Source organism: Streptomyces sp. NPDC048825, from assembly GCF_043198355.1.
Taxonomy (GTDB): Bacteria; Actinomycetota; Actinomycetes; order Streptomycetales; family Streptomycetaceae; genus Streptomyces; species Streptomyces xiangluensis.
In genome coordinates this window covers 344,928-364,863 of sequence record NZ_JBICUR010000009.1, presented here as the reverse complement: position 1 = coordinate 364,863, position 19,936 = coordinate 344,928, and the positions used below count along the sequence as shown (strand labels likewise).

Sequence of the window (19,936 nt, the reverse complement as noted above, 5' to 3'; positions counted from 1 at the left end):
CCTGTTCGCCGCGTTCAACATCGCCGACGGCACCGTCATCGGCGAAGTCCACCGCCGCCACCGGGCGATCGAGTTCAAGAAGTTCCTGGTCACGATAGACAAGGCCGTGCCTGCCGGACTCGATGTACACCTGGTGTGCGACAACTACGCCACCCACAACACCCCCGAGATCAGGACCTGGCTGGCGAAGCGTCCCAGGTTCCACGTGCACTTCGCCCCGACAGGGACCTCCTGGATCAACCAAGTCGAGCGGTGGTTCGGCCTGTTGACGGACAAGCTCATCCGCCGCGGCGTCCACACCTCCGTCAAGGCCCTCGAAGACGACATCAAGGCGTGGATCACCACCTGGAACGAGGACCCCAGGCCGTTCACCTGGACCAAGACCGCCGACGAGATCCTCAACTCCCTCGCCGATTACCTGGCAAAGGTCAGACCCAGCACCGACACAACCGAGCGGAACTAAAGCTCGGAAGTTCTGGCGCAGCACACTAGCCGAGGTCTGTGCCGATCGCGACCATGGCGAAGGGCGCCCGTTGGTCAGCTTGTGAAGACAAACCCGGACGCCCTTCTGGCGGCACTGTACGTGTTCATCGACGACCACTTGGCGCCTTGTCGCCGGATCGGGCGATCCACTACGGACGCCGAACTGCTGTGCCTGGCGGTCGCCCGGTCCTGCTCGGCTTCCCCTCTGCACGGCACTGGATCCGCTTCGCCCACGCCCGCTCGGACACCTCTTCCGCTACCTGCCCCAGCAGTCCGCCTACAACAAGCGCCTCAACGCCGCAGGGCCACTGATCAGCCACGTGATCGAGATGCTCGCCCGGCAGGTGCCGACCTGGTACGACAGCCTCCGACTGATTGATTCCAAGCCACTGCCCTGCGCCGCCTCCCGCGAGACCGTCAAACGCTCCGAGCTGGCCGGGCACGCCGGATACGGCTACTGCCGCAGCCACTCCCCGTTCTTCTGGGGATTCCGGCCTGCCTGGTCACCACCGCCGAAGGCACCCTCAAAGGCCAGCTCAGCCTGGAACAGCACGGCGGCAGAACCCCAACCGGTGTGTTCGCCCGCACCGCCCAACGCCTGCTGGCCCTGGCCACCGCGATCTGGCACAACTGGAACACCGGGGCCGCAGTCAAACGCTCGCTGATCGCGTACGACCACTGAAGACATCGGACTCATTCATCCAGCCGCCCGCCGCCACCAGCCCCTCTGCCATCCTGGCCCCGTGCAGAAGCCGAGCCCCGTCACCCCCGACGCCCCCACTCCGATACGCACTCCCCTCCTCACCCAGCAATGGCTCGACCTCGCCTTCATCCACTGGGCCGTCGAACCAGCCGTCGTGGCGGGGCTGTTGCCGAGGGGAACCGTTCCCGACACGCATGACGGAGTGACGTATGTCGGGCTCGTCGCCTTCCGGATGCACCGGGTCGGATGGCTGCGTCTGCCCGGGGTGCCGTATCTGGGGACCTTCCCGGAGACCAATGTGCGCCTGTACTCGGTGGACGCGCATGGGCGCCGCGGTGTCGTCTTCCGCTCGATGGACGCCTCGCGGCTGATCCCGGTGGTGATGGGACGCGTCGGCTTCCGGCTGCCGTACCTGTGGTCCCGGATGACCGTCCGCTCTGCCGGCGACACCGTCACGTACACCAGTTCCCGCCGCTGGCCCGGCCCGCGCGGCGCATGCAGCCGCATCACCGTACGGATCGGTGAACGCATCGAGGAACCCACGAAGTTGGAGCACTTCCTCACCGCCCGCTGGGGCATGCACAACGCCTTCTTCGGCTCGGCGTCGTACCTCCCGAACGACCACCCGCGCTGGCCCCTGCACCGCGCCGAGCTGCTGACCTGCGAGGAGAACCTCATCACGGCGGCCGGCCTGCCCGCCCCGGGCGACGCCCCGGTCAGCGTCCTGTACTCCCCCGGCGTCCCGGTTCTGCTCGGTCGCCCGTCCCGCCCGGCGGGCATCCCTACTCCCTGAGCCGTTCCGCGAGTTCCGCGACCAAGTCGGGGGATTGAAGCCAGGCGAGCAGGAGTCGATTGACCTCCTCGGGACGTTCCTGCTGCACCCAGTGGCCGCAGTTCTCGAGGATGTGGGACGAGACCAGGCCGGGGAGGGTCGTCGGGAAGGCCTTGACCGCGTCGGCCAGCCAGGCGAGGGAGGCATCCTTTTCGCCGGCGAGGAAGAGGGACGGCTGGGTGATGGGGGCTCCGTCCCACTCGGCGAGGTCCTCCCAGTCCCGGTCGACGTTGCGGTAGCGGTTGAGTGCTCCGGTGAGTCCGGTGCGCTCGAACTCGCCCACGTAGTAGTCGAGTTCTGCGTCGGTGAGCCAGGAGGGCCGGTCCTTCACGAATCGGTCGGCGAGCCGGCCGCCTTCGGGGACGAAGAAGACACTGCCGTCTCCCGACGTGGGCATCGTGTCGGCCGACAGCGTGGCGTAGAAGCCCGCCAGCCAACCCCGTACGTCCGGCTCGATCTCCGCCTCCGCCCGGCCCGGCTCCTGGAAGTAGCTGACGTAGAACTCCTCGTCCCCGCCGATCATGGCGAAGGCGTCGGTCGGGCGGATCGGGTTCCGCGGTGCGTACGGGACGCCCAGCAGTCCCACGGCGGTGAAGACGTCCGGCCGGAGCAGGCCGCAGTGGGCCGCGATGGTCGCGCCCCAGTCGTGGCCCACGATCACGGCGGTCTCCTCGCCGAGGGCGCGTACGACCGCGGCGTTGTCCTCGGCGTGTGCCGTCATCCGGTACGCCGCCACATCGTGCGGCTTGGAGGAACGCCCGTACCCGCGTACGTCGACGGCGACGGCACGGTAGCCCGCCGCCGCGAGCGCGGGGAGTTGGTGGCGCCAGGAGTACCAGGACTCGGGGAAGCCGTGCACCAGGAGGACCAGGGGGCCCCTCCCCTGCTCGACCAGATGGATACGGCCACCTGGGACGTCCACCAGCCGATGCTGCGCGTTCGCCGATGTGTACGGGTCCGCTACGTGCGACATACGTCCTCCTCGGGGCCTGGGGTCCACTGATCTCGATCGTCGGAGGTACGGCTGCGACATCGCGACCAAAGTTGCTGTTCCGGCAACAAGGCCCCTGTCCATCGCCCCTTTGGATCACGCCCGACCATCGGGATCCGGCCGACTCCGAAGAGTGGGCGGGTTCGGTGAACCGGACGGTATGTCGGCACGTACTGAAGGAGGGCGTCCACCCTGCGTGGGTGCCCGCGCGGGTGACGCTGTGTCAGGACAGGCGTACGGGAGCCATGGATGAGGCATGCACGACGGAACGTTCAGCGGTTCGCGCGGTTCGCCGCCATCGGCGGGCTGGTCTGCGGAGGGCTGATGGTCTCGCAGGCCATGGCGAGCGAGACGCCGGCCGAGTCGGACCAGCCGGGCGCCGTGACCCGGTCCGCCGACACAGGTCGGGGCCTCGTCTCCGAGCTGGGCACCGAGCGCACGGCGGGCACTTGGCTCGATGCCGACGGGCGCCCGGTGGTCGCGGTGACCGACGAGGAGGCGGCGGCGGACGTACGCAAGGCGGGCGCCCAGGCCAAGATGGTGAACCACAACATGCGCGAACTGCGGTCCGCCACCGCCACGTTGAAGGACTCGCCCCGGGTGTCCGGCACCTCGTGGTCGATGGACTACGCCAACAACCAGGTGGTCGTCCGCGCGGACAACACCGTCTCCGCGGACGAGTGGTCACGGCTGACCAAGGTCGCCGAGAGCATCGGGAAGTCCGTACGGATGGAACGCATCGAGGGCGAGTTCACGCCACGGCTGAACGGCGCCGAGCCGCTCTTCGCGGGCGCGGGCCGCTGCTCGGCGGGCTTCAACGTGACCAACGGCCGGGCCAACTTCATTCTGACGGCGGGCCATTGCGCGCCCGAGGGCACGACCTGGTTCTCGGACACGCAGGGCACCCAGCAGGTCGGGACCACCGTGGACGGGGAGTTCCCCGGCAGTGACTACTCCCTGATTCGGTACGACACCGGCACTGTGCTCGAGGGCCCCGACGTGGTGGCCGTCGGCAACGGCGAAGGCGTGCGGATCACCGGTGCGGCCGATCCCGCCGTCGGGCAGAAGGTCTTCCGCAGCGGGAGCACCACGGGGCTCCAGTCCGGCGAGGTGACCGGTCTGGACGCGACGGTGAACTACCCGCAGGGCACGGTCACCGGGCTGATCGAGACCACGGTGTGTGCCGAACCGGGCGACAGCGGCGGCCCGATGTTCGCCAACGGCACGGCGCTGGGCATCACCTCGGGTGGCAACGGGGACTGCGACAGCGGCGGTACGACGTTCTTCCAGCCGGTCACCAAGGCGCTGGACTCGCTCGGCGTGCAGCTGGCCGCCGATCCCGATGCGGCGGGCGGCCAGCAAGCCTCACCCCCGGCCCGGGACGACAACGCGGGCGCGGGCAACGACGCCGACAACGGGGCAGGCGCGGGCGTGCCGCCCGGCGGAGCCTCGACCGCGCCCGGCGGCGTGGGAGAGGTGGAGACCGTGCCCGAGGGCGGGTCGGACGAGGCCTCGTCACCGTTCGCGCGACTCGCGGAGTACCGGAATCTCGGGCCGGGGCTGCTGGTCATCGCCGGAAGCCTGATCGCGCTGGTGGCGATCCAGATCCGCATGGAACGGGGACGCAGGCAGTACCGCAACGAGTACTCACAGAGCTGGGGCTGACGTGAGCGCCGTACCGTGAGCGGTTTACTGAGGGAATGACGCTTCCCCGCCCAGCGCCCGACGACCGCGCTCCTGTCATTGTCAGCACCGCCGGCTCCTTCGCGCGGAGTGTGCTGGACGAGCGACATCCGGCCCTCATCGAGCGGGTACGGCAGGCCACGCCGTACCCGCCCGAGCAGCAGCGCGCGCTGAACGTCCTTCTGGAGGAGATCACCGAGGGAGTGATCGAGCCACTGGACGACGGCGAACCGGGTGCCGATCAGTGGCGGGACGAGCCCCACTACGGGCAACGCTGGCCGGACGTCCCCTTCCTGTGGGCGGAGAGCTTCTTCTACCGCAAACTCCTCGCCGCCCTGCGCTACTTCACGCCCGGCCCGTGGCAGGGTGTGGACCCCTTCGCCCCGTTCAAGAACGCCGAACTCGCGAGCTCCAAGGTCGACGACGAACTCGCCGCACTCGACCGCCTCCCCCAGCTCCCAGCGGAGGAACAGGACCGCACGCCCCTGCACTCCTCCCTCTGGGGCAACCGTGCGGACCTCGGCTTCCAACTGTCCGCGGGTGCCGAGGGTTTGGGCGATCGCGTACCCGGACTGGTGGTGGACGACTCGGTCGCGCTGTGGGGGACCCTGGCCGCCGCTCAGCCCGGCAAGGTGTGCCTGGTGGCCGACAACGCCGGACCCGAGCTGCTCCCCGACCTCGTACTCGCCGACCACCTGCTGACCACGCGCCGCGCGAACTCGGTCGTCCTGCATCTCAAGCCGTACCCGTACTACGTCTCCGACGCCACCACCGCCGACGCCCTCGCCTGCCTGGACCGCCTGACCACCGCGTCCGGCCACGCGGCGGACATCGGGAAGCGGCTGCGGCAGGCCATCACGAGCGGCCGCCTGATCCTGCGTACCCACCCGTTCTCCTGCGCACCACTCCCCTACGTGCACATGCCGGCCGACCTCCGCGACGACTTCGCGTCCGCCACGCTCACGATCATGAAGGGCGACCTCAACTACCGCCGCCTCGTGGGCGACCGCCACTGGCCCGCCACGATCCCCTTCGCCGAGGTCACCGCGTACTTCCCCGCCCCGGTGGCGGCACTGCGCACCCTCAAGTCGGACGTCGCCACGGGCCTGCCGCCCCGCACGCTCGAGCAACTGGACGCGACCGGGGAAGCCTGGCGCACGAGCGGAACGCACGCTCTGATCCAGGTCAGCGCCTGACCGGTCACCGCACGACAGCCCGCGATCCGGCGGTGCGCGTCGAACTCGCCCACGAGTCGGGCGCCGTGGGCGTTCGATTTCTGGCAGGCTCAGGGGCGTGCGTGACAGGTGGCGCTGGGCTGGAGGCGTGTGATGGAGACGCTCGACTCGCGGGATCCCCTATCCGTCGCGGTGACCGAGGCGATCCGCGGAGGTGACGTGACGGCGCTGCGGCAGTGCCTTGCCGAGCATCCCGAGCTTGCCACCGCGCGGATCGTCGAGCATGGCAGTGGTGCGGGGAGCCGGTCGCTGCTGCATGTCGCCGCGGACTGGCCCGGTCACTTTCCCCACGGTCCGGCGGTGGTCGCCACGCTGGTGGCGGCGGGTGCGGATCCCAACGCCCGTTTCGAGGGGGCCCATTCGGAGACCCCGCTGCACTGGGCGGCGAGCAGCAACGACGTCCCCATGCTCGACGCGCTCGTCCAGGCGGGCGCCGACATCGAGGCCCCGGGTGCCGTGATCGGCGGCGGAACGCCCCTCGCCGACGCACGCGGTTTCGGCCAGTGGCGGGCCGCGCACCGGCTCGTCGAACTCGGGGCGCGTACGACGCTTGAGGACGCCGCGACGCTCGGCCTGCTGGACCGGGTGAAGGTCTTCGTCGAAGGCCCCGGGCCGGCCGACGACAAGCCGGCGGATCAGGGACCGGTCGACCACGACGCCCTCACCCGTGCCTTCTGGGGCGCCTGCCACGGCGGCCAACTGGCCACCGCCGAGTACCTGTTGGCGCTCGGCGCCGACCGCGACTGGATCGGCTACGACGACCGGACGCCGCTCGACATCGCCCGTGCCGCGGACGCCGATGCCGTCGTCCGCTGGCTGCGCGGGCAAGGGGCGAAATCGCGCGCCCAACTGCCGTGAGCACCGGCGCGATCAGCGGGCCTCGGGCGACAGCAGCCACGTCAGTGTCAGCATGGTCTCCAAGTGGCGTTCGGGATCGGGGCAGGTGCCGTCCGTGAGCTGGGAGATCTGGCGGAGCCGGTAGCGGACCGTCTGCTCGTGGACGTGGAGGCGTTCGGCGGTGAGGACGGCGTTGTCTCCGCAGCGGAGGTAGACCAGCAGGGTTTCGAGGAGGGGTTCGCGGCGGCGGGGCGGGAGTTCGAGGAGCGGACCGAGCAGGGTGGTCGCGGCGGCTTCGAGGAGGTCGCCGGACTGGAAGGCGGTCAGGACGGCCAGGTGGTCGACGCAGCGCAGCGGCGCCTCCGCGGCCAGCACCCCCCGGTCGACCAGGTCCAGCGCACGCCGCGCCCAGCGCAACGACACCGCGCCCTGGTCGACGGGGACGACGGGCCCGAGCACCGCGCCCTTGGCCTTCGGCAGCCAACCCCGGCCGGAGATACGGGGGTTGGGCACGATGAGGTACGGCGCGACGGGGTTGCGGTCGGCGAGGACCTCGGGCGGCAGGACATGGGTCTGCGGGTGGTCCCCCGGTGGCAGGGCGAGCACGGCGAGGGTGCGCGGCAGCTGCCACCCGGCGGCCGCGGCCAGCTCGGCGAGCGGCCGCGGGGCCTGTCCGGCCTCGGCGACCAGCGCGTCGCGCAGCAGGTCCCGCTGTACGTCGACCGGGGCCCGGCCGCACACGTCGTCGTACCCGCGTGAGGCCGCCGAAATGGCCATGCTCATCAGCTCGAAGGCGTCCTCGGTGAGCTTCGTCAGCACGGGCTCCGGCCATTTCTCGCGGTACGCGTCCTCGATGAGCCGGCGGCACGCCACCCGTCCTGCCAGGTCGAGCGCGTCTCTCAGTACGTCGAGGGGGCGGCCGAGGCGGCCGTGCTGGGCGCCGATGGCCTCGTACAGGGCGATGACCTCGGCGACGGCGGCGGGGCTGGGCCGGGTCACGTCGTGGAGTGAGACGAAACAGCTCACCGTCTGGTCGATGACCTGGCGTACCGAAAAGCCGGCCGTGTCGTCCGCGAGGTCCGAGTAGTCCGGCAGCCCGGAACGTACGGCTTCCTCCATCTCGTCGACGACGGCCGGGATCTGCCGCAGCAGCATCCGGCGCAGCCCGCCTGGGAGCGGATCGGCGTCCTGTGCGTTCGCGAGGGTCAAGGTGCCTCCCGTGGATACCCGTGGGGCTGGACAATCATGGGGGACTCCTGTGACGTGCGCCAGATTTCGCGCGCGAGCGCTCGGCGAAGGTGTCATCCGCCTTACACTCCAGACCACGACGACTCACCCTCTCGTGCTAGGCGCTCCGCTGAAAATGCGGTTCGAAGCTGCGGGTTCGTCGTGGCTGGTCGCGCCCCGCGGCGGAGCCGCATATGTCACAGCCCCGCGCCCCTTACGGGGCGCGGACTTCACCAAGGCCGCCAAACAAGGGAGTTGCGACGTGGAAGCTGCCGAGCCGTTCTTATCCAGGCGCCCGTGGCACGAGCTGCCGCCGGCCCTCGCACCGCGTCTGCGCACCCGGCTTCCGGAGCTCACCACGGAGATGGTGCAGGCGATCCGCCGGGAGGTACGGGGCTACCGGCAGCCGATCGGCTCCGCCGTCGCGCGTGATCTCGCCGAGGCGGTGCGTCTGGCGGCCACCCAGTTCACCGAGCTGGTCGAGGAGCCGGACGCGCCGCAGCAGCACTATGTGCCGCGCTTCAGAAGGCTGGGCAGGCTGGAGTACCTGAGCGGGCGCGGTATGGACGGGCTGCAGGCCGCGTACCGTATCGGCGCCCGGGTGGCGTGCCGCCGCTATGTGGACGTGGCACGGGACGCGGCGCTGCCGGGCGAGATCGCCGTTCCGCTCAGCGAGGCGGTACTCACGCACATCCACGCGATGGCCGGGGAGGCGGTGGCGGGCTTCGAGGAGGCGCGGGCCGGTGCCGCCGACGACGTCCTGCGCACTCGCCGGCTGCTCGTGGCGCGGCTGCTGCAGCGCCGCCGCGATCCGCTCGCGGAACCGCTGCCGGACCTGGCCCGCAGGGCCGCCTGGCCGCTGCCGGAGCGGGTCCGCTGTGTGCTGCTGCCCGCCTCCGTCAAGGTGCCCGGTCTCGACGCCGATGTCCTCAGGGTGACCAGGGACGACGAGCTGCACCTGGTAGTGCCCGACGAGCGGCTGCTGACGGCATTCCAGGGCACCGAGGCGGCAGTGGGCCCGGCCGTGCCCCTGGACGAGGCCTGGGTCTCGCTGCACTGCGCCCGCCTTGCCCGTCGCCTGGGACGGACCAGCGCCCAGGACCACCTCGCGGAGTTGCACCTCTTGCACGGCTCCCCGATCGGAAGTCTCCTGGCCGACCAGGTACTTGAGCCCTTGCGAGGCCTCCCTCCCGGCAAGGTGCAACGCCTCACGGACACGCTCGACGCGCTGCTCGCCTCCACCGGGCGTACCGCCCCGGAAGTCGCCGCCGCGCTGGGCATCCATCCGCAGACGGCGCGCAACCGGCTGCGTCAGCTGACCGCGCTGTACGGCGACCGGCTCGAGGACCCGGCGTTCCGCTTCGACGCGCAGCTCGCGCTGCGCAGCAGGTCGGCGCGGCATTCCTCGCCGCACTGACAAACTTCCGTACAGGATTCAGCAGTTGAACGAGAAGCGGTACTGAACTTCTGTCAGCATGCTCAGCCGCATGAGACATGCGAGCACCCGCACCGCGAAACGACTCGGACTGCTCTCCGGCGCCGCCGCCCTGGCGGTGACCGGTGCGAGCCTCCTCCCCCAGCAGGCGCAGGCAGGACCCGGCGACTTCCAACGGGGTCCCGCGCCCACCGAACAGTCCATCACCGCCGAGCGCGGTCCCTTCGCCACGGCCCAGACCACGGTCGACGGCCCGAACTTCAACAAGGGGACCGCCTACTACCCCACCGACACCAGCCAGGGCACGTTCGGAGCCGTGGCGATCAGCCCGGGGTTCTTGTCGCCGGAGGCCGTGGTCAGCTGGTACGGCCCACGCCTGGCGTCCCAGGGGTTCGTCGTACTTACCCTGGAGACCAACTCCGGCACCGACCAGCCCGACGACCGGGCGACCCAGTTGGTCAACGCGCTCGACTTCCTCGTCCAGAGCAGCTCCGTGAAGAACCGTATCGACCCCAACCGCCTTGCCGTGATGGGCCATTCGATGGGCGGGGGCGGCTCGCTCAAGGCCTCGGAGCTGCGGCCTTCACTCAAGGCCGCCATTCCGCTCATGCCGTGGAACAACGACAAGACCTGGCAGGGCGATCGGGTACCCACGATGATCATGGGCGCCCAGAACGACGCCATCGCGTCACCGGCTTCGCACGCGAAGCCGTTCTACGACAGCCTCACCTCCGCACCGGAGAAGGCGTACCTGGAGCTGAGGGGCGAGGGCCACATGGTGGCGATCTCCCCCAACGTGACGATCGCGAAGTACAGCATCGCCTGGCTGAAGCGGTTCGTCGACGAGGACGTGCGCTACGAGCAGTTCCTGTGCCCGGCTCCGGCACCGAACCTGCAGATCAGCGAGTATCGGAACACCTGTCCCACGGGTTAGGGGCTCCCCGGACCGGCCTGGTCTCAGGACCGGTCCGGGAGCACGATTTCCGCCCAGAGGGAGTCGTGGTCGGAGAAGTCGCTGTGCACGGTCTCGCTCCCCTTGACGGTGACGGACGGGGGGACGAAGAGGTAGTCGATCTTTTTCAGGCCGTAGGTCGCCTCACCGGCCCGGCAGGGCACCGTCCAGTTGTTCATGTAGTTGCCGCAGGGACTGCCCGCCTCCTTGAACTCCCCCGTCGCCCCGTCCCCGTAGTCGGGGTGATAGAAGCTGTCGGTGGGCGCCTCCTCGGCGGTCGTGTTGATGTCGCCCAGGAGGAACTTCCGGTAGCCGCGGTAGGTGGTGGCCAGGAGCCGCTTCGCCTCGGCGGCCTCCTTCTCCCGGGCTTCCTGGAGCTCGGGAGCGGAACCGCTCGACATGTGGATCGAGCACACTGCCAGACGCCGTGCCTGCGAGCGTATGCAGAGCATTTCGCGCTGTTCGCGGCCGGCCGGTGAACCGAGGTCGTGCCCACCGCCGGTCGGAGGCGCGAAGCCGAGGTCGTTGCGGTAAAGGAGGGCGTTGCCGAATTCCGAGTCGTGCCAGCACCGCGCAGGCGTGCCGGCCTCCGGCACCACCGGGTCGAACACCGCCGAATAGCCGGGGAGTTGGCTGTCGAGCCGCTCCGTCCAGTCGCGGCATCCCTCCTGGATGGTCACGAAGGCCGGCCGGCGTTCTTTGACGGTGCGTACGAAGTCGTCGGCGGCTTCCTCGCCCGCCGTCCCGTACTTCGGGTTGCCGCCCGCCATATTGAAGGTGGCGATCCGGTACGCCGTCGCGGCCGAGCCCGCTTGTATGGGCGCCGGACCGGGCGGTACAGGATCCGGGTTCGCCTGCAGGGGCGCCGCGCTGGGAGGCAGGCCGACGAGCAGCAGCACGAGGGAAGCCGCCGCCATGACGACCCGACGGCGGGACGAAGACGGGGCCAGGTTCGTTGACGCTGCCATGAACGCAGTGCCCCCCTCTTGCTTCCGCTGCCCCTCACCATGGCACAGCGCCTTCCATCGCTGGAACAACAGGAGTTCTGGTCAGCTGATCCACACGGAGGCCGAAATTCGCCGTTACCGCGGGCATAGTTGACCGGGGCCCGACCGTGGGGGTGGGCGTGGGGGGGGCGTGACGGTGATCGGATACGTGCACCATCAGCTGAAGGGCGCCGCGACGGCGGCATGCGCCGTGGCGATCAGCGTGCTCGTGGCTTACGGGGTGCGCGACGCCCCGGAGGAGGACTACGGCTTCTGGCAGGCCTTCGGCGGCGCGTCCGCCATGGGCGTGCTGGCAGGGCTCGTCTCCGTGTGCCCGCTGAAGTGGGTGGGCGAGGTGTCGTCGTACAAGTCTGCGCATCCCCTGGCCGAGTCCGACGCCGTGCCGTCCCGGAACGTGGACCTGCGGCGCGATCTCCTCGCCGGCAGGCTGCTCGCCCTCATCACCGCGCCGACGCTGATCGTCTCGTTCTGGTTCCCGTGGTTCGCCCTGGCGCCGCTGATCTCTGCCGTCGACCGGCTGATGCAGGCGGGGCACGCCGCCCGCTGGGAGCGGAAGCACGGGGTGGTGCTGTGGTGGGGTCAGGTGAAGGGACGGCCCTTCGCCGGTAACCGGCTTCAGTACTCGTCGGCTCCCCGGACCTGAGCGGCCCTCGTCGCCCCGGAGGTATCGCCCCAGGACCACGAGGGGCCGGGGTCACTGCTGCGGCGGACGGTCCTTGCGCTCGCCGCCGAACTGGTCCTTGAGCTTGTCCTGGGCGGTGTCGACCTGGCCGCTGTGCTTGCCCTGGGTCCTCTCGTCCACGACGTCGCCGCCCTTGTCGACGCCCTTGGACGTCTGCTCCGGGTGGCCCTTCAGCATGCTCTTGATCTTGTCCATCATGGACATGAGACATCCTCCTGCTCAGCTCACCCCCACCCATCCAGGGTCACGGCAGGTGGGGGGTTTCGCATCCCAGGGCGGTGGGGTGGGAGCGGGGCGGACGGAGGGCTGTCGGAGGGCTATGCCTCTGTCCGGCACTCCGGGTGGCCCCATCCGTCAGGGTTCTTGGCGATGGTCGCGCCCGCCGCGTAGGGGCGACCGCAGCGGCAGCGGCCCGGGAACTTGGCCTTGAGCGTGCGGGACGAGGAGGCGGCGGAGGTGCGTTTCTTGGGGGACGCCGCCTTCTTGCCGCCGGACGACGGGGGCGGCTCCGGCGACCCCTGCTCACTGCCCGCCGGTTCCTGGACGAACGCGGCCTGGCTCGCGGCCCGGTCGGCGAAGTCGTTGAGCGGGTCCCCGCCGACCTGGTGCGCGGGTACGTAGCGGAAGTCCACCTCGCGGCCCTCCAGCAGCTCGTCGATGCGTACGACGAGGTCCTGGTTGGCCACCGGCTTGCCCGCGGCCGTCTTCCAGCCGTTGCGCTTCCAGCCGGGCAGCCAGCTCGTGACGGCTTTCATCGCGTACTGCGAGTCCATCCGGATCTCCAGCGGCACGCCCGGCTCGACGGCCGCCAACAGCCGTTCCAGCGCGGTGAGTTCGGCGACGTTGTTGGTCGCCTTCCCCAGCGGTCCGGCCTCCCACGCGACGGGGGTTCCCGTCGCGTCGGCGATCACCCAGGCCCAGCCGGCGGGCCCTGGGTTTCCCTTCGACGCCCCGTCACACGCGGCGATAACGCGTTCAGCCATGCGTACGATCATGCCAGAGCGCTCCGCTGGATTTGCCGTTCGAAGCTGCGGGTCCGTTGTGGCTGGTCGCGCCCACGCGGCGGAGCCGCAAATTGATACAGCCCCGCGCCCCTCAAAGAGGCCTGCGGCCTCTTTGAGGGGCGCGTACCGCACCGGACGTCGTAGCTGGCCACAGTCCGCCCCTCAAGCCTCGCTGTATGTTGAACCACTGTGAAGGACGAAGGAGGCGCACCGGTGCCATCGCCGCAGCGGGCTCGCGCGCAGGCGTCCGCGATCAGCTCGGGAAAGCCGGTGCCCGAGGCGGAGGCCGCCCCCTCGTCACGATTGCGGGCGCTTTTCGACGGACAGCGGCTCTCCCCCGGCCAGCGGCGTATCGCTCAGTATCTGATCGAGCACATCACCGAGGCCGCGTTCCTGTCGATCACGGATCTCGCCGACCGGGCGGGCGTGAGCCAGCCCTCGGTGACGCGCTTTGCGACGGCGGTGGGCTTCAGCGGCTATCCCGCACTGCGGGAGCGGCTTCAGTCGATCGCGCTCAGCACGCTCGCGTCCGCGCCGGACGCCGCCGAGGAAGCCCGCCCGAACGAACTCCAGGCGGCCGTCGACTCCGAGATCGACAACCTGGAGAACCTGCGGCGCGACTTCGCCGATCCCGAGCGAGTGATCGAGATCGGCCGCGCACTGTCGCAGTCGACACCGCTGACGGTCCTGGGCTTGCGGATCTCGGGCTCACTGGCCGAGTACTTCGCGTACGCCGCGCGCCGTATCCACCCGGACGTCCGGCTTGTGACACGGGGCGGCAGTGTCGCGTACGACGCACTGCTGCAGTCGCGCGAGGCGGGCGGGACCTGGGTCCTGGCCTTCTCCATGCCGCGGCACGCACACGAGACGCTCACGGCCCTGCGGGTCGCCAAACGCGCGGGCCTGCGCGTCGCCCTGGTCACCGATCTGGCGCTCGGCCCGCTCGCCGACGAGGCGGACGTGCTCTTCGCCTCCGGCACCGGCGCGCGCCTCGTCTTCGACTCGTACGCCGCGCCGGTCGTGATGTCCGCGGCCCTGCTCCAGGCGATGACCGACGCGGACCCCGAACGCACACAGGCCAGACTCGACGAGTACGAGCAGGGCGCGGAACAGCACGCTTTCTTCCTCAAGGACTGAGTGAGGCTGGTACGGACTGCACCGTAAAGGTCCGATGTCCACTGGAACGCGGCGGTCGCCTCCCGCAAGGCATGATTCGGCCGTATTCAAGGAGGCGCTCACATGAATTTTTTCATGCGCTTGCTTACCCGACGGTATATATGAATACTGCTCGCTGATCGGGAGTCTCCCGAACCGCCTGCCGCCTCGGAAATGCGATGACGATGTCCCTGACGTACTCACCGATCAGCACGGACTGGCCCTGCCAGGTAAAGACGCCCGGCAACCGGGACTGGGAACGATCGGCGGCCAAGTGGCTGCGCGAACTGGTGCCCTCCCGCTACGGCAGCTATCCGCTGCTGATCCGCGAGCCCGTTCTGCTCGCCCGCCATGCGCAGATCCAGCTCCAGCAGGAGATCCGGGTCATCCGCACCGCGCTGCACAGCGCCCGCGCCGAGCTGCCCTCCATGGGGATGCCGGAGTCCGTCATCGAGCACACCATCAAGCTGTACGCCGCGGAACTCACGCAACTGAACCACATCGCCCGCGGCGTACGCGTCGTCACCCAGGCCCTGGTGGACGGCAACAGCGGACGCACCGGACGCTGAGCCGGCCAGAACCGCTCGCCGCTCCGGCGGCCGGTGCGCGCATTCGCGCGACATGTGGCACTGAGTTCCCTCTCGTGAGAGCACTGAGTGCCATTTCCCCTGGCCGATGCTAGGTTTCCGCACATGACCGTTCCGAAGCCGCCGATGCGGGACGCGCTTGTGGCGGCGGCGTTCCAGTTGTTCCTGGAGCGGGGGTACGAGCAGACCACCGTCGATGACATCGTGGCGCTCGCCGGGGTCGGACGGCGGTCCTTCTTCCGGTACTTCCCGTCGAAGGAGGACGTGGTCTTCCCGGACCACGAGCGCTGCCTGGCCGATATGACCGAGTTCCTGGGCCGCGGCGACGACGAGCACGACCCGGTGGCGCGGGTCTGCGACGCGGCGCGACTGGTGCTGCGCATGTACGCGGAGAACCCGACGTTCTCGGTCCAGCGTTACCGCCTCACCAAGAAGGTCCCGGGGCTGCGCACGTACGAACTCTCGGTGGTCTGGCGGTACGAGCGGGCCCTGGCCGAGTACCTGCGCCGGCGCTTCGCGGGGCTGCCCGACGGGACTCTGCGGGCCGATGTGATCGCCGCGGCCGTCGTCGCCGCACACAACAACGGGCTGCGGTCGTGGCTGCGTTCGGACGGCGAGAGCGACGCTGGCGCGGAGGTCGACCACGCTCTCGCCCATGTGCAGCGGACCTTCGCCCCTGATGGCTCTGACACCCCTGATACCCGTGGCGCCGGTCCCGGCGAGGCCGCCGCGGAGGATGTCGTCGTGCTCGTCTCCCGGCGTGGGGCGCCGATGTGGCGGGTGGTCCAGGAGATCGAGGCGACGCTGGAACGCCGTCCCGACTGACGGAACCGAGCAAACTGAGGGAACTGAGTGCCTTTACTGGTGGCACTCCGTGCCATACGCTGGGTTTCGATGTGGCGCACAGCAGTTGCGCGCGTCAGCACATCAGATTCCGGCCCAGTGCAGGGAGATGACATCGTGTTCCACCCGGGAAGCCGGACCACGGCGGGCGTACTCGACGCGGAGACGGCGACGACCTCGAAACCGGCCGAAGAAGGGCTCCGCTACCAGCGCTGTCGCTGGTGCGGGACCGCCATGTTCCACCGGCTGCTCTGCCCGGTCTGCGCGGGCAGCGACCTGCGGACGGAACGCAGCGCGGGCCTGGGCGTCATACGCCACGCCACCATCGTCCAGCGCAACACCCCCGCCGCCCGCAATGTGTCCCTCGTCGAGCTGGCGGAGGGTTTCACCGTGCGGGGGCGCGTGCAGGGCCCGCTCATCGCGATCCGGGTCGGCGACCGCGTACAGCTCACCACGGCCGCGGACACGGTGCGCCGCGAACCCGTGTTCAAGCTGTGCGAAGAGCCGTACTCCGGCTGGTTCTGACCGACTCCTGACGCGCGCGGGCGGGCTCGCGCGGGAACACTGGCAGGGTCAGCTGCCCGCGCGGAGCGTGGAGGAACCCATGCATGCCAAGGACGTTCTCGTCGACGCGTACGATCGCATCCAGGAGGAGGTCCACGCCGTCGTCGAGGGACTCTCCGCGGACGAACTCAACGCCCGCCTAGACGACGAGGCCAACTCGATCACCTGGCTCGTCTGGCATCTCACCCGCGTCCAGGACGACCACATCGCCGATGCCTCCGGCCTCAAGCAGCTCTGGCTCACGCAGGACTGGGCGGACCGCTTCGGCCTGAGCCTCCCCCGCAGGGACACGGGTTACGGTCACACCTCGTCGAAGGTCGGGAAGGTCCGCGTGGACTCGGGTGAGCTGCTCCTCGGCTACCACGACGCCGTCCACGAGCAGACGTTGGGCTTCCTGCGCGACCTGGACGACGACGAGCTCGACCGCGTCGTCGACGAGAGCTGGTCGCCGCCCGTCACCCTGGGCGTCCGTCTGGTCAGCGTCCTCTCCGACGACTTGCAGCACGTCGGGCAGGCGGCGTTCGTACGGGGGATCCTGCGAGCGCGATGAGGGCCGTGCATGCCGTGTATTCGGCTGCTCCAGGGACACTCGCGTGAGATACGGGTCTGCCGGCCATGCCGGAGGAGCAGGGGCCCACGCACGCAGAGGAGTCGGGAACCATGCGGCACGACGAGCTGATCGCAAAGGTGCGGGAGCGGGCAGAACTGCCCGACCGGAGTTCCGCCGAGCAGGCCACGCGGGCGGTGCTGTCGACGCTGGCGGAGCGCATACCCGAGGGGCTTGCCGATCATCTGGCCGCCCAACTGCCCGCGCAGCTGGCCGAGTCGATACGCGAGAGGGTGTCCTCGCCCGCCGGGAGTGATGAGCGGCGCGGCTCCGGTGAACGCTTCGACCTGACCGTGTTCGCGGGGCGGGTCGCCTGGCGCGCCGGGGTGCCCGAGGACGCCGCACTGCGGGAGTCGGTCGCGGTCTTCGAAGTCCTGGACGCGGCGATCGCACCCGAGGAGATGGAGAAACTGGCGCGCGTCCTGCCCACGGACATCCGTACGCTGCTGCCGGTCGCGCGGGCCGACATCACGGAGGCGTAGCGAACCGGGCACCGTCAGGCGATATCGCCCTCGTTCGAGGCGGCCCGTCCCCGGGGAGGTTCAACGGCGGAGTCCACGTCCGTGGCGATGTCGAACGTGTCCGAGAGCCGGGTCAGGCGCAGGAGGCGTCGGTGGCGCGGGTCGTCGAGTACGAGGAGCAGTCGGCTCCGCTGGCCCCGCAAGCGGTTGCGGATCCGGCACAGCAGGGACAGGCCGCTGCAGTCCAGGAACGTGACCTTGCGCAGATCGAGCACCAGCTGACGGGGCTGGGTGGCGCACACGGCGTCGAGGGAGGTAGCCAGCTCGGTCGTGGCCAGGAGGTCGAGCTCTCCGGAGAGTTCGATGACCGTGCTGTTGCTCAGCCTCCGCTCCCGGAGGCCGTACGTCGGTTGCTGCACCATCGTCCCCACCCCCTCCGGGGCGTACGCATGTGCGTCGTCATGGCGTCGGGGGTGAGTGGGACACCTCTCCCTTGGGATGCGGCTACCCCCGCCTTTGTGGGCCACACCAATCGGCCCTTCGTGGGCCACACCAATCGACTCGTACGAGGCGCGCAGAGCCTGAGCCCCTCCTTTCGCATGGCCCACGATCGCGGGGGTACTCGCTCGCCGTTCACCCGCCCCCTCACCCACCAGGGAGAACGCACTCGGAGGCGGAAGGAGTGGAGTTCATGCGATTCCGTGACCGACGGCAGGCCGGTGCGGCCCTGGCCGAACGACTGCTCGTACGCCGGGAGGAAGGCGCCCTGCCCGATCCGGTCGTGCTCGCTCTGCCGCGCGGTGGCGTCGTGGTGGCCGCCGAGGTGGCGCGGACCCTCGACGCCCCGCTGGATGTGCTGGTCGCCCGCAAGATCGGAGCGCCGTTCCAGACGGAGCTCGGCGTCGGCGCGATCGCCGGGGAGGACGAGCCGTTCTTCGACGAGCGGGCGCTGGACCGGCTCGGGCTGAGCAAGGCGGCCCTGGAACCCATCGTGGAGCAGGAGCGGGACGAGCTGCACCGGCGCGAACAGCTCTACCGCAAAGGCAGGGCGATCCCCGAACTGACGGGCCACACCGCTGTCGTGGTGGACGACGGTGTAGCCACCGGAGTCACCGCCCTCGCCGCCCTGCGTTCCGTACGGCGCCACGATCCCGGCCACGTCACGCTCGCCGTCCCGGTGTGCTCGCCGGAGGCGGCCCTGCTGGTGCGGGAGGAGGCGGACGAGGTGGTATGTCTGCACGAGCCGGTGGCGTTCATGGCGGTCGGACTCTGGTACGAGGAGTTCGACCAGGTCACGGACGACGAGGTCCTCGACGTCCTGCACGGGCTGTCGTGACCGGACAGAGGATTCTGCTCACCGGGTGGTTCAGCTTCCTGGACGGGGAAGCCACGGCCGGTGACGTACTCGCGCTGCGGCGGGTGGAGCAGGTGCTGGCCCGCGAGGGACTGCCGTACGACACGGTGTGGAGCCCCGGCTTCCTGCCCGAGGCCCTGCACCTGGCGGACGTACGGCCGGATGCGTACTCCCACCTGGTGTTCGTGTGCGGGCCACTGCACGGGCCGCAAGTCGCCCGGCTGCACGAGGACTTCAGGGCTTGCCGGCGTATCGCGATCGGTGTCTCCGTGGTCGATCCCGACGATCCCGCCGTCACCGGGTTCCACCTCGTGCTGCCGCGGGACGCTCCCGGTACGGATCCGGCGCTGGACCTGTCGGCGAGCGCCCCGATCGGCCGGCCCACACCCGTCGTCGGGGTGATCCTCACGCACGGCCAGCAGGAGTACGGGCCTCGTCGGCGGCACGACGATGTCGCCGAGGCGGTGACGCGGTGGCTGGCGGGCAAGGACTGTGCTCCGGTCGAGCTGGAGACGCGTCTCGATACGCGGGACTGGCGGCTGGACTCGACACCCGAGCAGTTCCAGTCCGTGCTCGCCCGCCTGGACTGTGTCGTCACCGACCGACTGCACGGGCTGGTGCTCGCGCTGCGGACCGGAATCCCGGCGCTGGCGGTCGATCCGGTCGCCGGTGGCGCGAAGTTGACCGCTCAGGCGCGCGCCTGCGACTGGCCGGCCCTCGTTCCGGCCGAGCGGCTGGACACCCGCCAACTGGACCGCTGGTGGGACTGGTGCCTCACATCGGGGCGGGCAGCGGCTCGGCAGAGCAGGGACGATTTCCTGCACGAGCCTGCCCGGGACGGCATGCACGGGCTCGTCGAGGCGCTGTCGGCCCGCCCCCTCCGGTCGCAGCGGTCGTCCGGTTAGTCCGCCGGAGCGCGGGGCACCCGTGGTCACCGAACACCGCCCGCCGTAAAGGGAACGAACATGGCGACAGGCCGACTCCCCGATCGCGAACAGCGCATTCTGGAGGACATCGAAGCGGACCTGCGACGCGACCGACGGCTGCGTCGCAGGCTGCGCACCCTACGGATCAAGCGACGGCTGAACCCCGCATGGATCGCCGACTATCGGCCTCGTGTTCCGACCGTCGCGCTCTTGTTGGCGATGTCGGTGGTGCTGATGGTGGTGGGTATCCGTACCTCCGAGCCGGCCGTGATCTGGGCCTTCGCCGCGCTGTGGCCACTGACGCTGTTCGGGCTCTTCCGGCTGTTGTGCCGGTGGACGGAGCCATGAGGCCGGGGTCGGCCCATGAG

At 70.0% G+C, this 19,936-nt stretch carries 23 protein-coding genes and 1 pseudogene; 18 read left to right on the top strand and 6 right to left on the bottom strand.

The features are described from left to right. The 3 genes and pseudogenes from ACGFNK_RS23665 to ACGFNK_RS23655 form a co-directional block, all read left to right on the top strand. A partial coding sequence (locus tag ACGFNK_RS23665; protein WP_393418847.1) for a transposase occupies positions 1-463 on the top strand: 463 nt, incomplete at its 5' end. An 81-nt stretch (positions 464-544) separates the two neighbouring features. Continuing rightward, positions 545-1,165 (top strand): annotated as a pseudogene (locus ACGFNK_RS23660) (hypothetical protein). A 61-nt stretch (positions 1,166-1,226) separates the two neighbouring features. Beyond that, positions 1,227-1,979 carry a YqjF family protein gene (locus tag ACGFNK_RS23655; protein WP_393418845.1) on the top strand — a complete coding sequence of 251 codons (753 nt, stop codon included), beginning with the start codon at positions 1,227-1,229 and terminating at the stop codon, positions 1,977-1,979. Here ACGFNK_RS23655 and ACGFNK_RS23650 read toward each other — a convergent pair. Then, positions 1,969-2,991 carry an alpha/beta fold hydrolase gene (locus tag ACGFNK_RS23650; protein WP_393418843.1) on the bottom strand — a complete coding sequence of 341 codons (1,023 nt, stop codon included), beginning with the start codon at positions 2,989-2,991 and terminating at the stop codon, positions 1,969-1,971. The two genes, ACGFNK_RS23655 and ACGFNK_RS23650, sit on opposite strands and share 11 nt — an antisense overlap. Positions 2,992-3,258: 267 nt before the next feature. Here ACGFNK_RS23650 and ACGFNK_RS23645 point away from each other — a divergent pair, with 267 nt between their 5' ends. From ACGFNK_RS23645 to ACGFNK_RS23635, 3 genes are all read left to right on the top strand, one after another. Further along, positions 3,259-4,674 carry a S1 family peptidase gene (locus ACGFNK_RS23645; protein ID WP_393418841.1) on the top strand — a complete coding sequence of 472 codons (1,416 nt, stop codon included), beginning with the start codon at positions 3,259-3,261 and terminating at the stop codon, positions 4,672-4,674. Positions 4,675-4,709: 35 nt separating this feature from the next. Then, positions 4,710-5,888, top strand: coding sequence for a damage-control phosphatase ARMT1 family protein (locus ACGFNK_RS23640; protein WP_393418839.1), 1,179 nt, complete (start codon positions 4,710-4,712; stop codon positions 5,886-5,888). 132 nt (positions 5,889-6,020) lie between these two features. Then, on the top strand, positions 6,021-6,785 hold the full coding sequence (locus ACGFNK_RS23635) for an ankyrin repeat domain-containing protein (RefSeq protein WP_393418837.1): 765 nt from the start codon (positions 6,021-6,023) through the stop codon (positions 6,783-6,785). A gap of 12 nt (positions 6,786-6,797) precedes the next feature. Here the strand turns inward: ACGFNK_RS23635 and ACGFNK_RS23630 are convergent, their stop codons facing one another. Next, positions 6,798-7,973 (bottom strand): helix-turn-helix domain-containing protein, encoded by a 1,176-nt coding sequence (locus tag ACGFNK_RS23630; RefSeq protein WP_393418835.1) that lies wholly within the window; start codon positions 7,971-7,973, stop codon positions 6,798-6,800. Between the two features lie 280 nt (positions 7,974-8,253). On the opposite strand from ACGFNK_RS23630, the gene ACGFNK_RS23625 reads away from it, so the two are divergent. Then, positions 8,254-9,408 carry a helix-turn-helix domain-containing protein gene (locus ACGFNK_RS23625; protein WP_393418833.1) on the top strand — a complete coding sequence of 385 codons (1,155 nt, stop codon included), beginning with the start codon at positions 8,254-8,256 and terminating at the stop codon, positions 9,406-9,408. Positions 9,409-9,478: 70 nt separating this feature from the next. Beyond that, a complete protein-coding gene (locus ACGFNK_RS23620) occupies positions 9,479-10,360 on the top strand; it encodes an alpha/beta hydrolase (protein WP_393418831.1) in 882 nt (293 codons plus the stop codon). A 23-nt stretch (positions 10,361-10,383) separates the two neighbouring features. Here ACGFNK_RS23620 and ACGFNK_RS23615 read toward each other — a convergent pair whose 3' ends face one another. Then, positions 10,384-11,346, bottom strand: a complete 963-nt coding sequence (locus tag ACGFNK_RS23615; RefSeq protein ID WP_393418829.1) for an endonuclease/exonuclease/phosphatase family protein — start codon at positions 11,344-11,346, stop codon at positions 10,384-10,386. 169 nt (positions 11,347-11,515) lie between these two features. Here ACGFNK_RS23615 and ACGFNK_RS23610 point away from each other — a divergent pair, with 169 nt between their 5' ends. Beyond that, entirely contained in the window at positions 11,516-12,028 is a 513-nt protein-coding gene (locus tag ACGFNK_RS23610; protein WP_393418827.1) for a hypothetical protein, read from the top strand. 51 nt (positions 12,029-12,079) lie between these two features. On the opposite strand, the gene ACGFNK_RS23605 is transcribed toward ACGFNK_RS23610, so the two are convergent. Both ACGFNK_RS23605 and ACGFNK_RS23600 read right to left on the bottom strand, forming a co-directional pair. Continuing rightward, positions 12,080-12,271 (bottom strand): antitoxin, encoded by a 192-nt coding sequence (locus ACGFNK_RS23605; protein WP_393418825.1) that lies wholly within the window; start codon positions 12,269-12,271, stop codon positions 12,080-12,082. A gap of 113 nt (positions 12,272-12,384) precedes the next feature. After that, positions 12,385-13,062: a ribonuclease H gene (locus tag ACGFNK_RS23600; protein ID WP_393418823.1), complete on the bottom strand. Its 678-nt coding sequence runs from the start codon at positions 13,060-13,062 to the stop codon at positions 12,385-12,387. Positions 13,063-13,284: 222 nt separating this feature from the next. On the opposite strand from ACGFNK_RS23600, the gene ACGFNK_RS23595 reads away from it, so the two are divergent. The 6 genes from ACGFNK_RS23595 to ACGFNK_RS23570 all read left to right on the top strand — a co-directional run bounded on the left by ACGFNK_RS23595 (position 13,285) and on the right by ACGFNK_RS23570 (position 17,309). Then, positions 13,285-14,208: a MurR/RpiR family transcriptional regulator gene (locus ACGFNK_RS23595; protein ID WP_393418821.1), complete on the top strand. Its 924-nt coding sequence runs from the start codon at positions 13,285-13,287 to the stop codon at positions 14,206-14,208. Positions 14,209-14,411: 203 nt separating this feature from the next. After that, complete coding sequence (locus ACGFNK_RS23590; protein WP_386343516.1) at positions 14,412-14,795, top strand: hypothetical protein; 384 nt, start codon at positions 14,412-14,414, stop codon at positions 14,793-14,795. A 123-nt stretch (positions 14,796-14,918) separates the two neighbouring features. Beyond that, positions 14,919-15,638 carry a TetR family transcriptional regulator gene (locus tag ACGFNK_RS23585; RefSeq protein WP_393418819.1) on the top strand — a complete coding sequence of 240 codons (720 nt, stop codon included), beginning with the start codon at positions 14,919-14,921 and terminating at the stop codon, positions 15,636-15,638. A gap of 135 nt (positions 15,639-15,773) precedes the next feature. Continuing rightward, complete coding sequence (locus tag ACGFNK_RS23580) at positions 15,774-16,181, top strand: Zn-ribbon domain-containing OB-fold protein (protein ID WP_386342727.1); 408 nt, start codon at positions 15,774-15,776, stop codon at positions 16,179-16,181. 79 nt (positions 16,182-16,260) lie between these two features. Further along, the gene (locus tag ACGFNK_RS23575) at positions 16,261-16,770 is read left to right on the top strand and encodes a DinB family protein (RefSeq protein ID WP_393418817.1); all 510 of its coding nucleotides are present in this window, start codon (positions 16,261-16,263) and stop codon (positions 16,768-16,770) included. 110 nt (positions 16,771-16,880) lie between these two features. Then, entirely contained in the window at positions 16,881-17,309 is a 429-nt protein-coding gene (locus tag ACGFNK_RS23570; protein ID WP_393418815.1) for a DUF2267 domain-containing protein, read from the top strand. Positions 17,310-17,323: 14 nt separating this feature from the next. On the opposite strand, the gene ACGFNK_RS23565 is transcribed toward ACGFNK_RS23570, so the two are convergent. After that, positions 17,324-17,710, bottom strand: a complete 387-nt coding sequence (locus ACGFNK_RS23565) for an STAS domain-containing protein (RefSeq protein ID WP_393418813.1) — start codon at positions 17,708-17,710, stop codon at positions 17,324-17,326. A 269-nt stretch (positions 17,711-17,979) separates the two neighbouring features. Between ACGFNK_RS23565 and ACGFNK_RS23560 the strand changes: the two genes are divergently transcribed. From ACGFNK_RS23560 to ACGFNK_RS23550, 3 genes are read left to right on the top strand one after another with little or no spacing between them, the layout of a single operon-like run. Beyond that, positions 17,980-18,624, top strand: a complete 645-nt coding sequence (locus ACGFNK_RS23560; protein WP_393418811.1) for a phosphoribosyltransferase — start codon at positions 17,980-17,982, stop codon at positions 18,622-18,624. Then, positions 18,621-19,547, top strand: coding sequence for a polysaccharide pyruvyl transferase family protein (locus ACGFNK_RS23555; protein ID WP_393418809.1), 927 nt, complete (start codon positions 18,621-18,623; stop codon positions 19,545-19,547). The genes ACGFNK_RS23560 and ACGFNK_RS23555 overlap by 4 nt, the downstream gene beginning before the upstream one ends. A gap of 60 nt (positions 19,548-19,607) precedes the next feature. After that, positions 19,608-19,916 (top strand): DUF3040 domain-containing protein, encoded by a 309-nt coding sequence (locus ACGFNK_RS23550; RefSeq protein WP_393418808.1) that lies wholly within the window; start codon positions 19,608-19,610, stop codon positions 19,914-19,916. The last annotated feature ends 20 nt before the right edge of the window (positions 19,917-19,936 follow it).

Excerpts from the sequence above, each read along its gene's own strand:
- ACGFNK_RS23560 (WP_393418811.1), top strand. The coding sequence starts at position 17,980 with ATGCGATTCCGTGACCGACGGCAGGCCGGTGCGGCCCTGGCCGAACGA.
- ACGFNK_RS23620 (WP_393418831.1), top strand. The coding sequence starts at position 9,479 with ATGAGACATGCGAGCACCCGCACCGCGAAACGACTCGGACTGCTCTCC.
- ACGFNK_RS23600 (WP_393418823.1), bottom strand. The coding sequence starts at position 13,062 with ATGATCGTACGCATGGCTGAACGCGTTATCGCCGCGTGTGACGGGGCG.
- ACGFNK_RS23575 (WP_393418817.1), top strand. The coding sequence starts at position 16,261 with ATGCATGCCAAGGACGTTCTCGTCGACGCGTACGATCGCATCCAGGAG.
- ACGFNK_RS23605 (WP_393418825.1), bottom strand. The coding sequence starts at position 12,271 with ATGTCCATGATGGACAAGATCAAGAGCATGCTGAAGGGCCACCCGGAG.
- ACGFNK_RS23615 (WP_393418829.1), bottom strand. The coding sequence starts at position 11,346 with ATGGCAGCGTCAACGAACCTGGCCCCGTCTTCGTCCCGCCGTCGGGTC.
- ACGFNK_RS23550 (WP_393418808.1), top strand. The coding sequence starts at position 19,608 with ATGGCGACAGGCCGACTCCCCGATCGCGAACAGCGCATTCTGGAGGAC.
- ACGFNK_RS23640 (WP_393418839.1), top strand. The coding sequence starts at position 4,710 with ATGACGCTTCCCCGCCCAGCGCCCGACGACCGCGCTCCTGTCATTGTC.
- ACGFNK_RS23645 (WP_393418841.1), top strand. The coding sequence starts at position 3,259 with ATGAGGCATGCACGACGGAACGTTCAGCGGTTCGCGCGGTTCGCCGCC.
- ACGFNK_RS23565 (WP_393418813.1), bottom strand. The coding sequence starts at position 17,710 with ATGGTGCAGCAACCGACGTACGGCCTCCGGGAGCGGAGGCTGAGCAAC.
- ACGFNK_RS23590 (WP_386343516.1), top strand. The coding sequence starts at position 14,412 with ATGTCCCTGACGTACTCACCGATCAGCACGGACTGGCCCTGCCAGGTA.
- ACGFNK_RS23585 (WP_393418819.1), top strand. The coding sequence starts at position 14,919 with ATGACCGTTCCGAAGCCGCCGATGCGGGACGCGCTTGTGGCGGCGGCG.
- ACGFNK_RS23650 (WP_393418843.1), bottom strand. The coding sequence starts at position 2,991 with ATGTCGCACGTAGCGGACCCGTACACATCGGCGAACGCGCAGCATCGG.
- ACGFNK_RS23570 (WP_393418815.1), top strand. The coding sequence starts at position 16,881 with ATGCGGCACGACGAGCTGATCGCAAAGGTGCGGGAGCGGGCAGAACTG.
- ACGFNK_RS23635 (WP_393418837.1), top strand. The coding sequence starts at position 6,021 with ATGGAGACGCTCGACTCGCGGGATCCCCTATCCGTCGCGGTGACCGAG.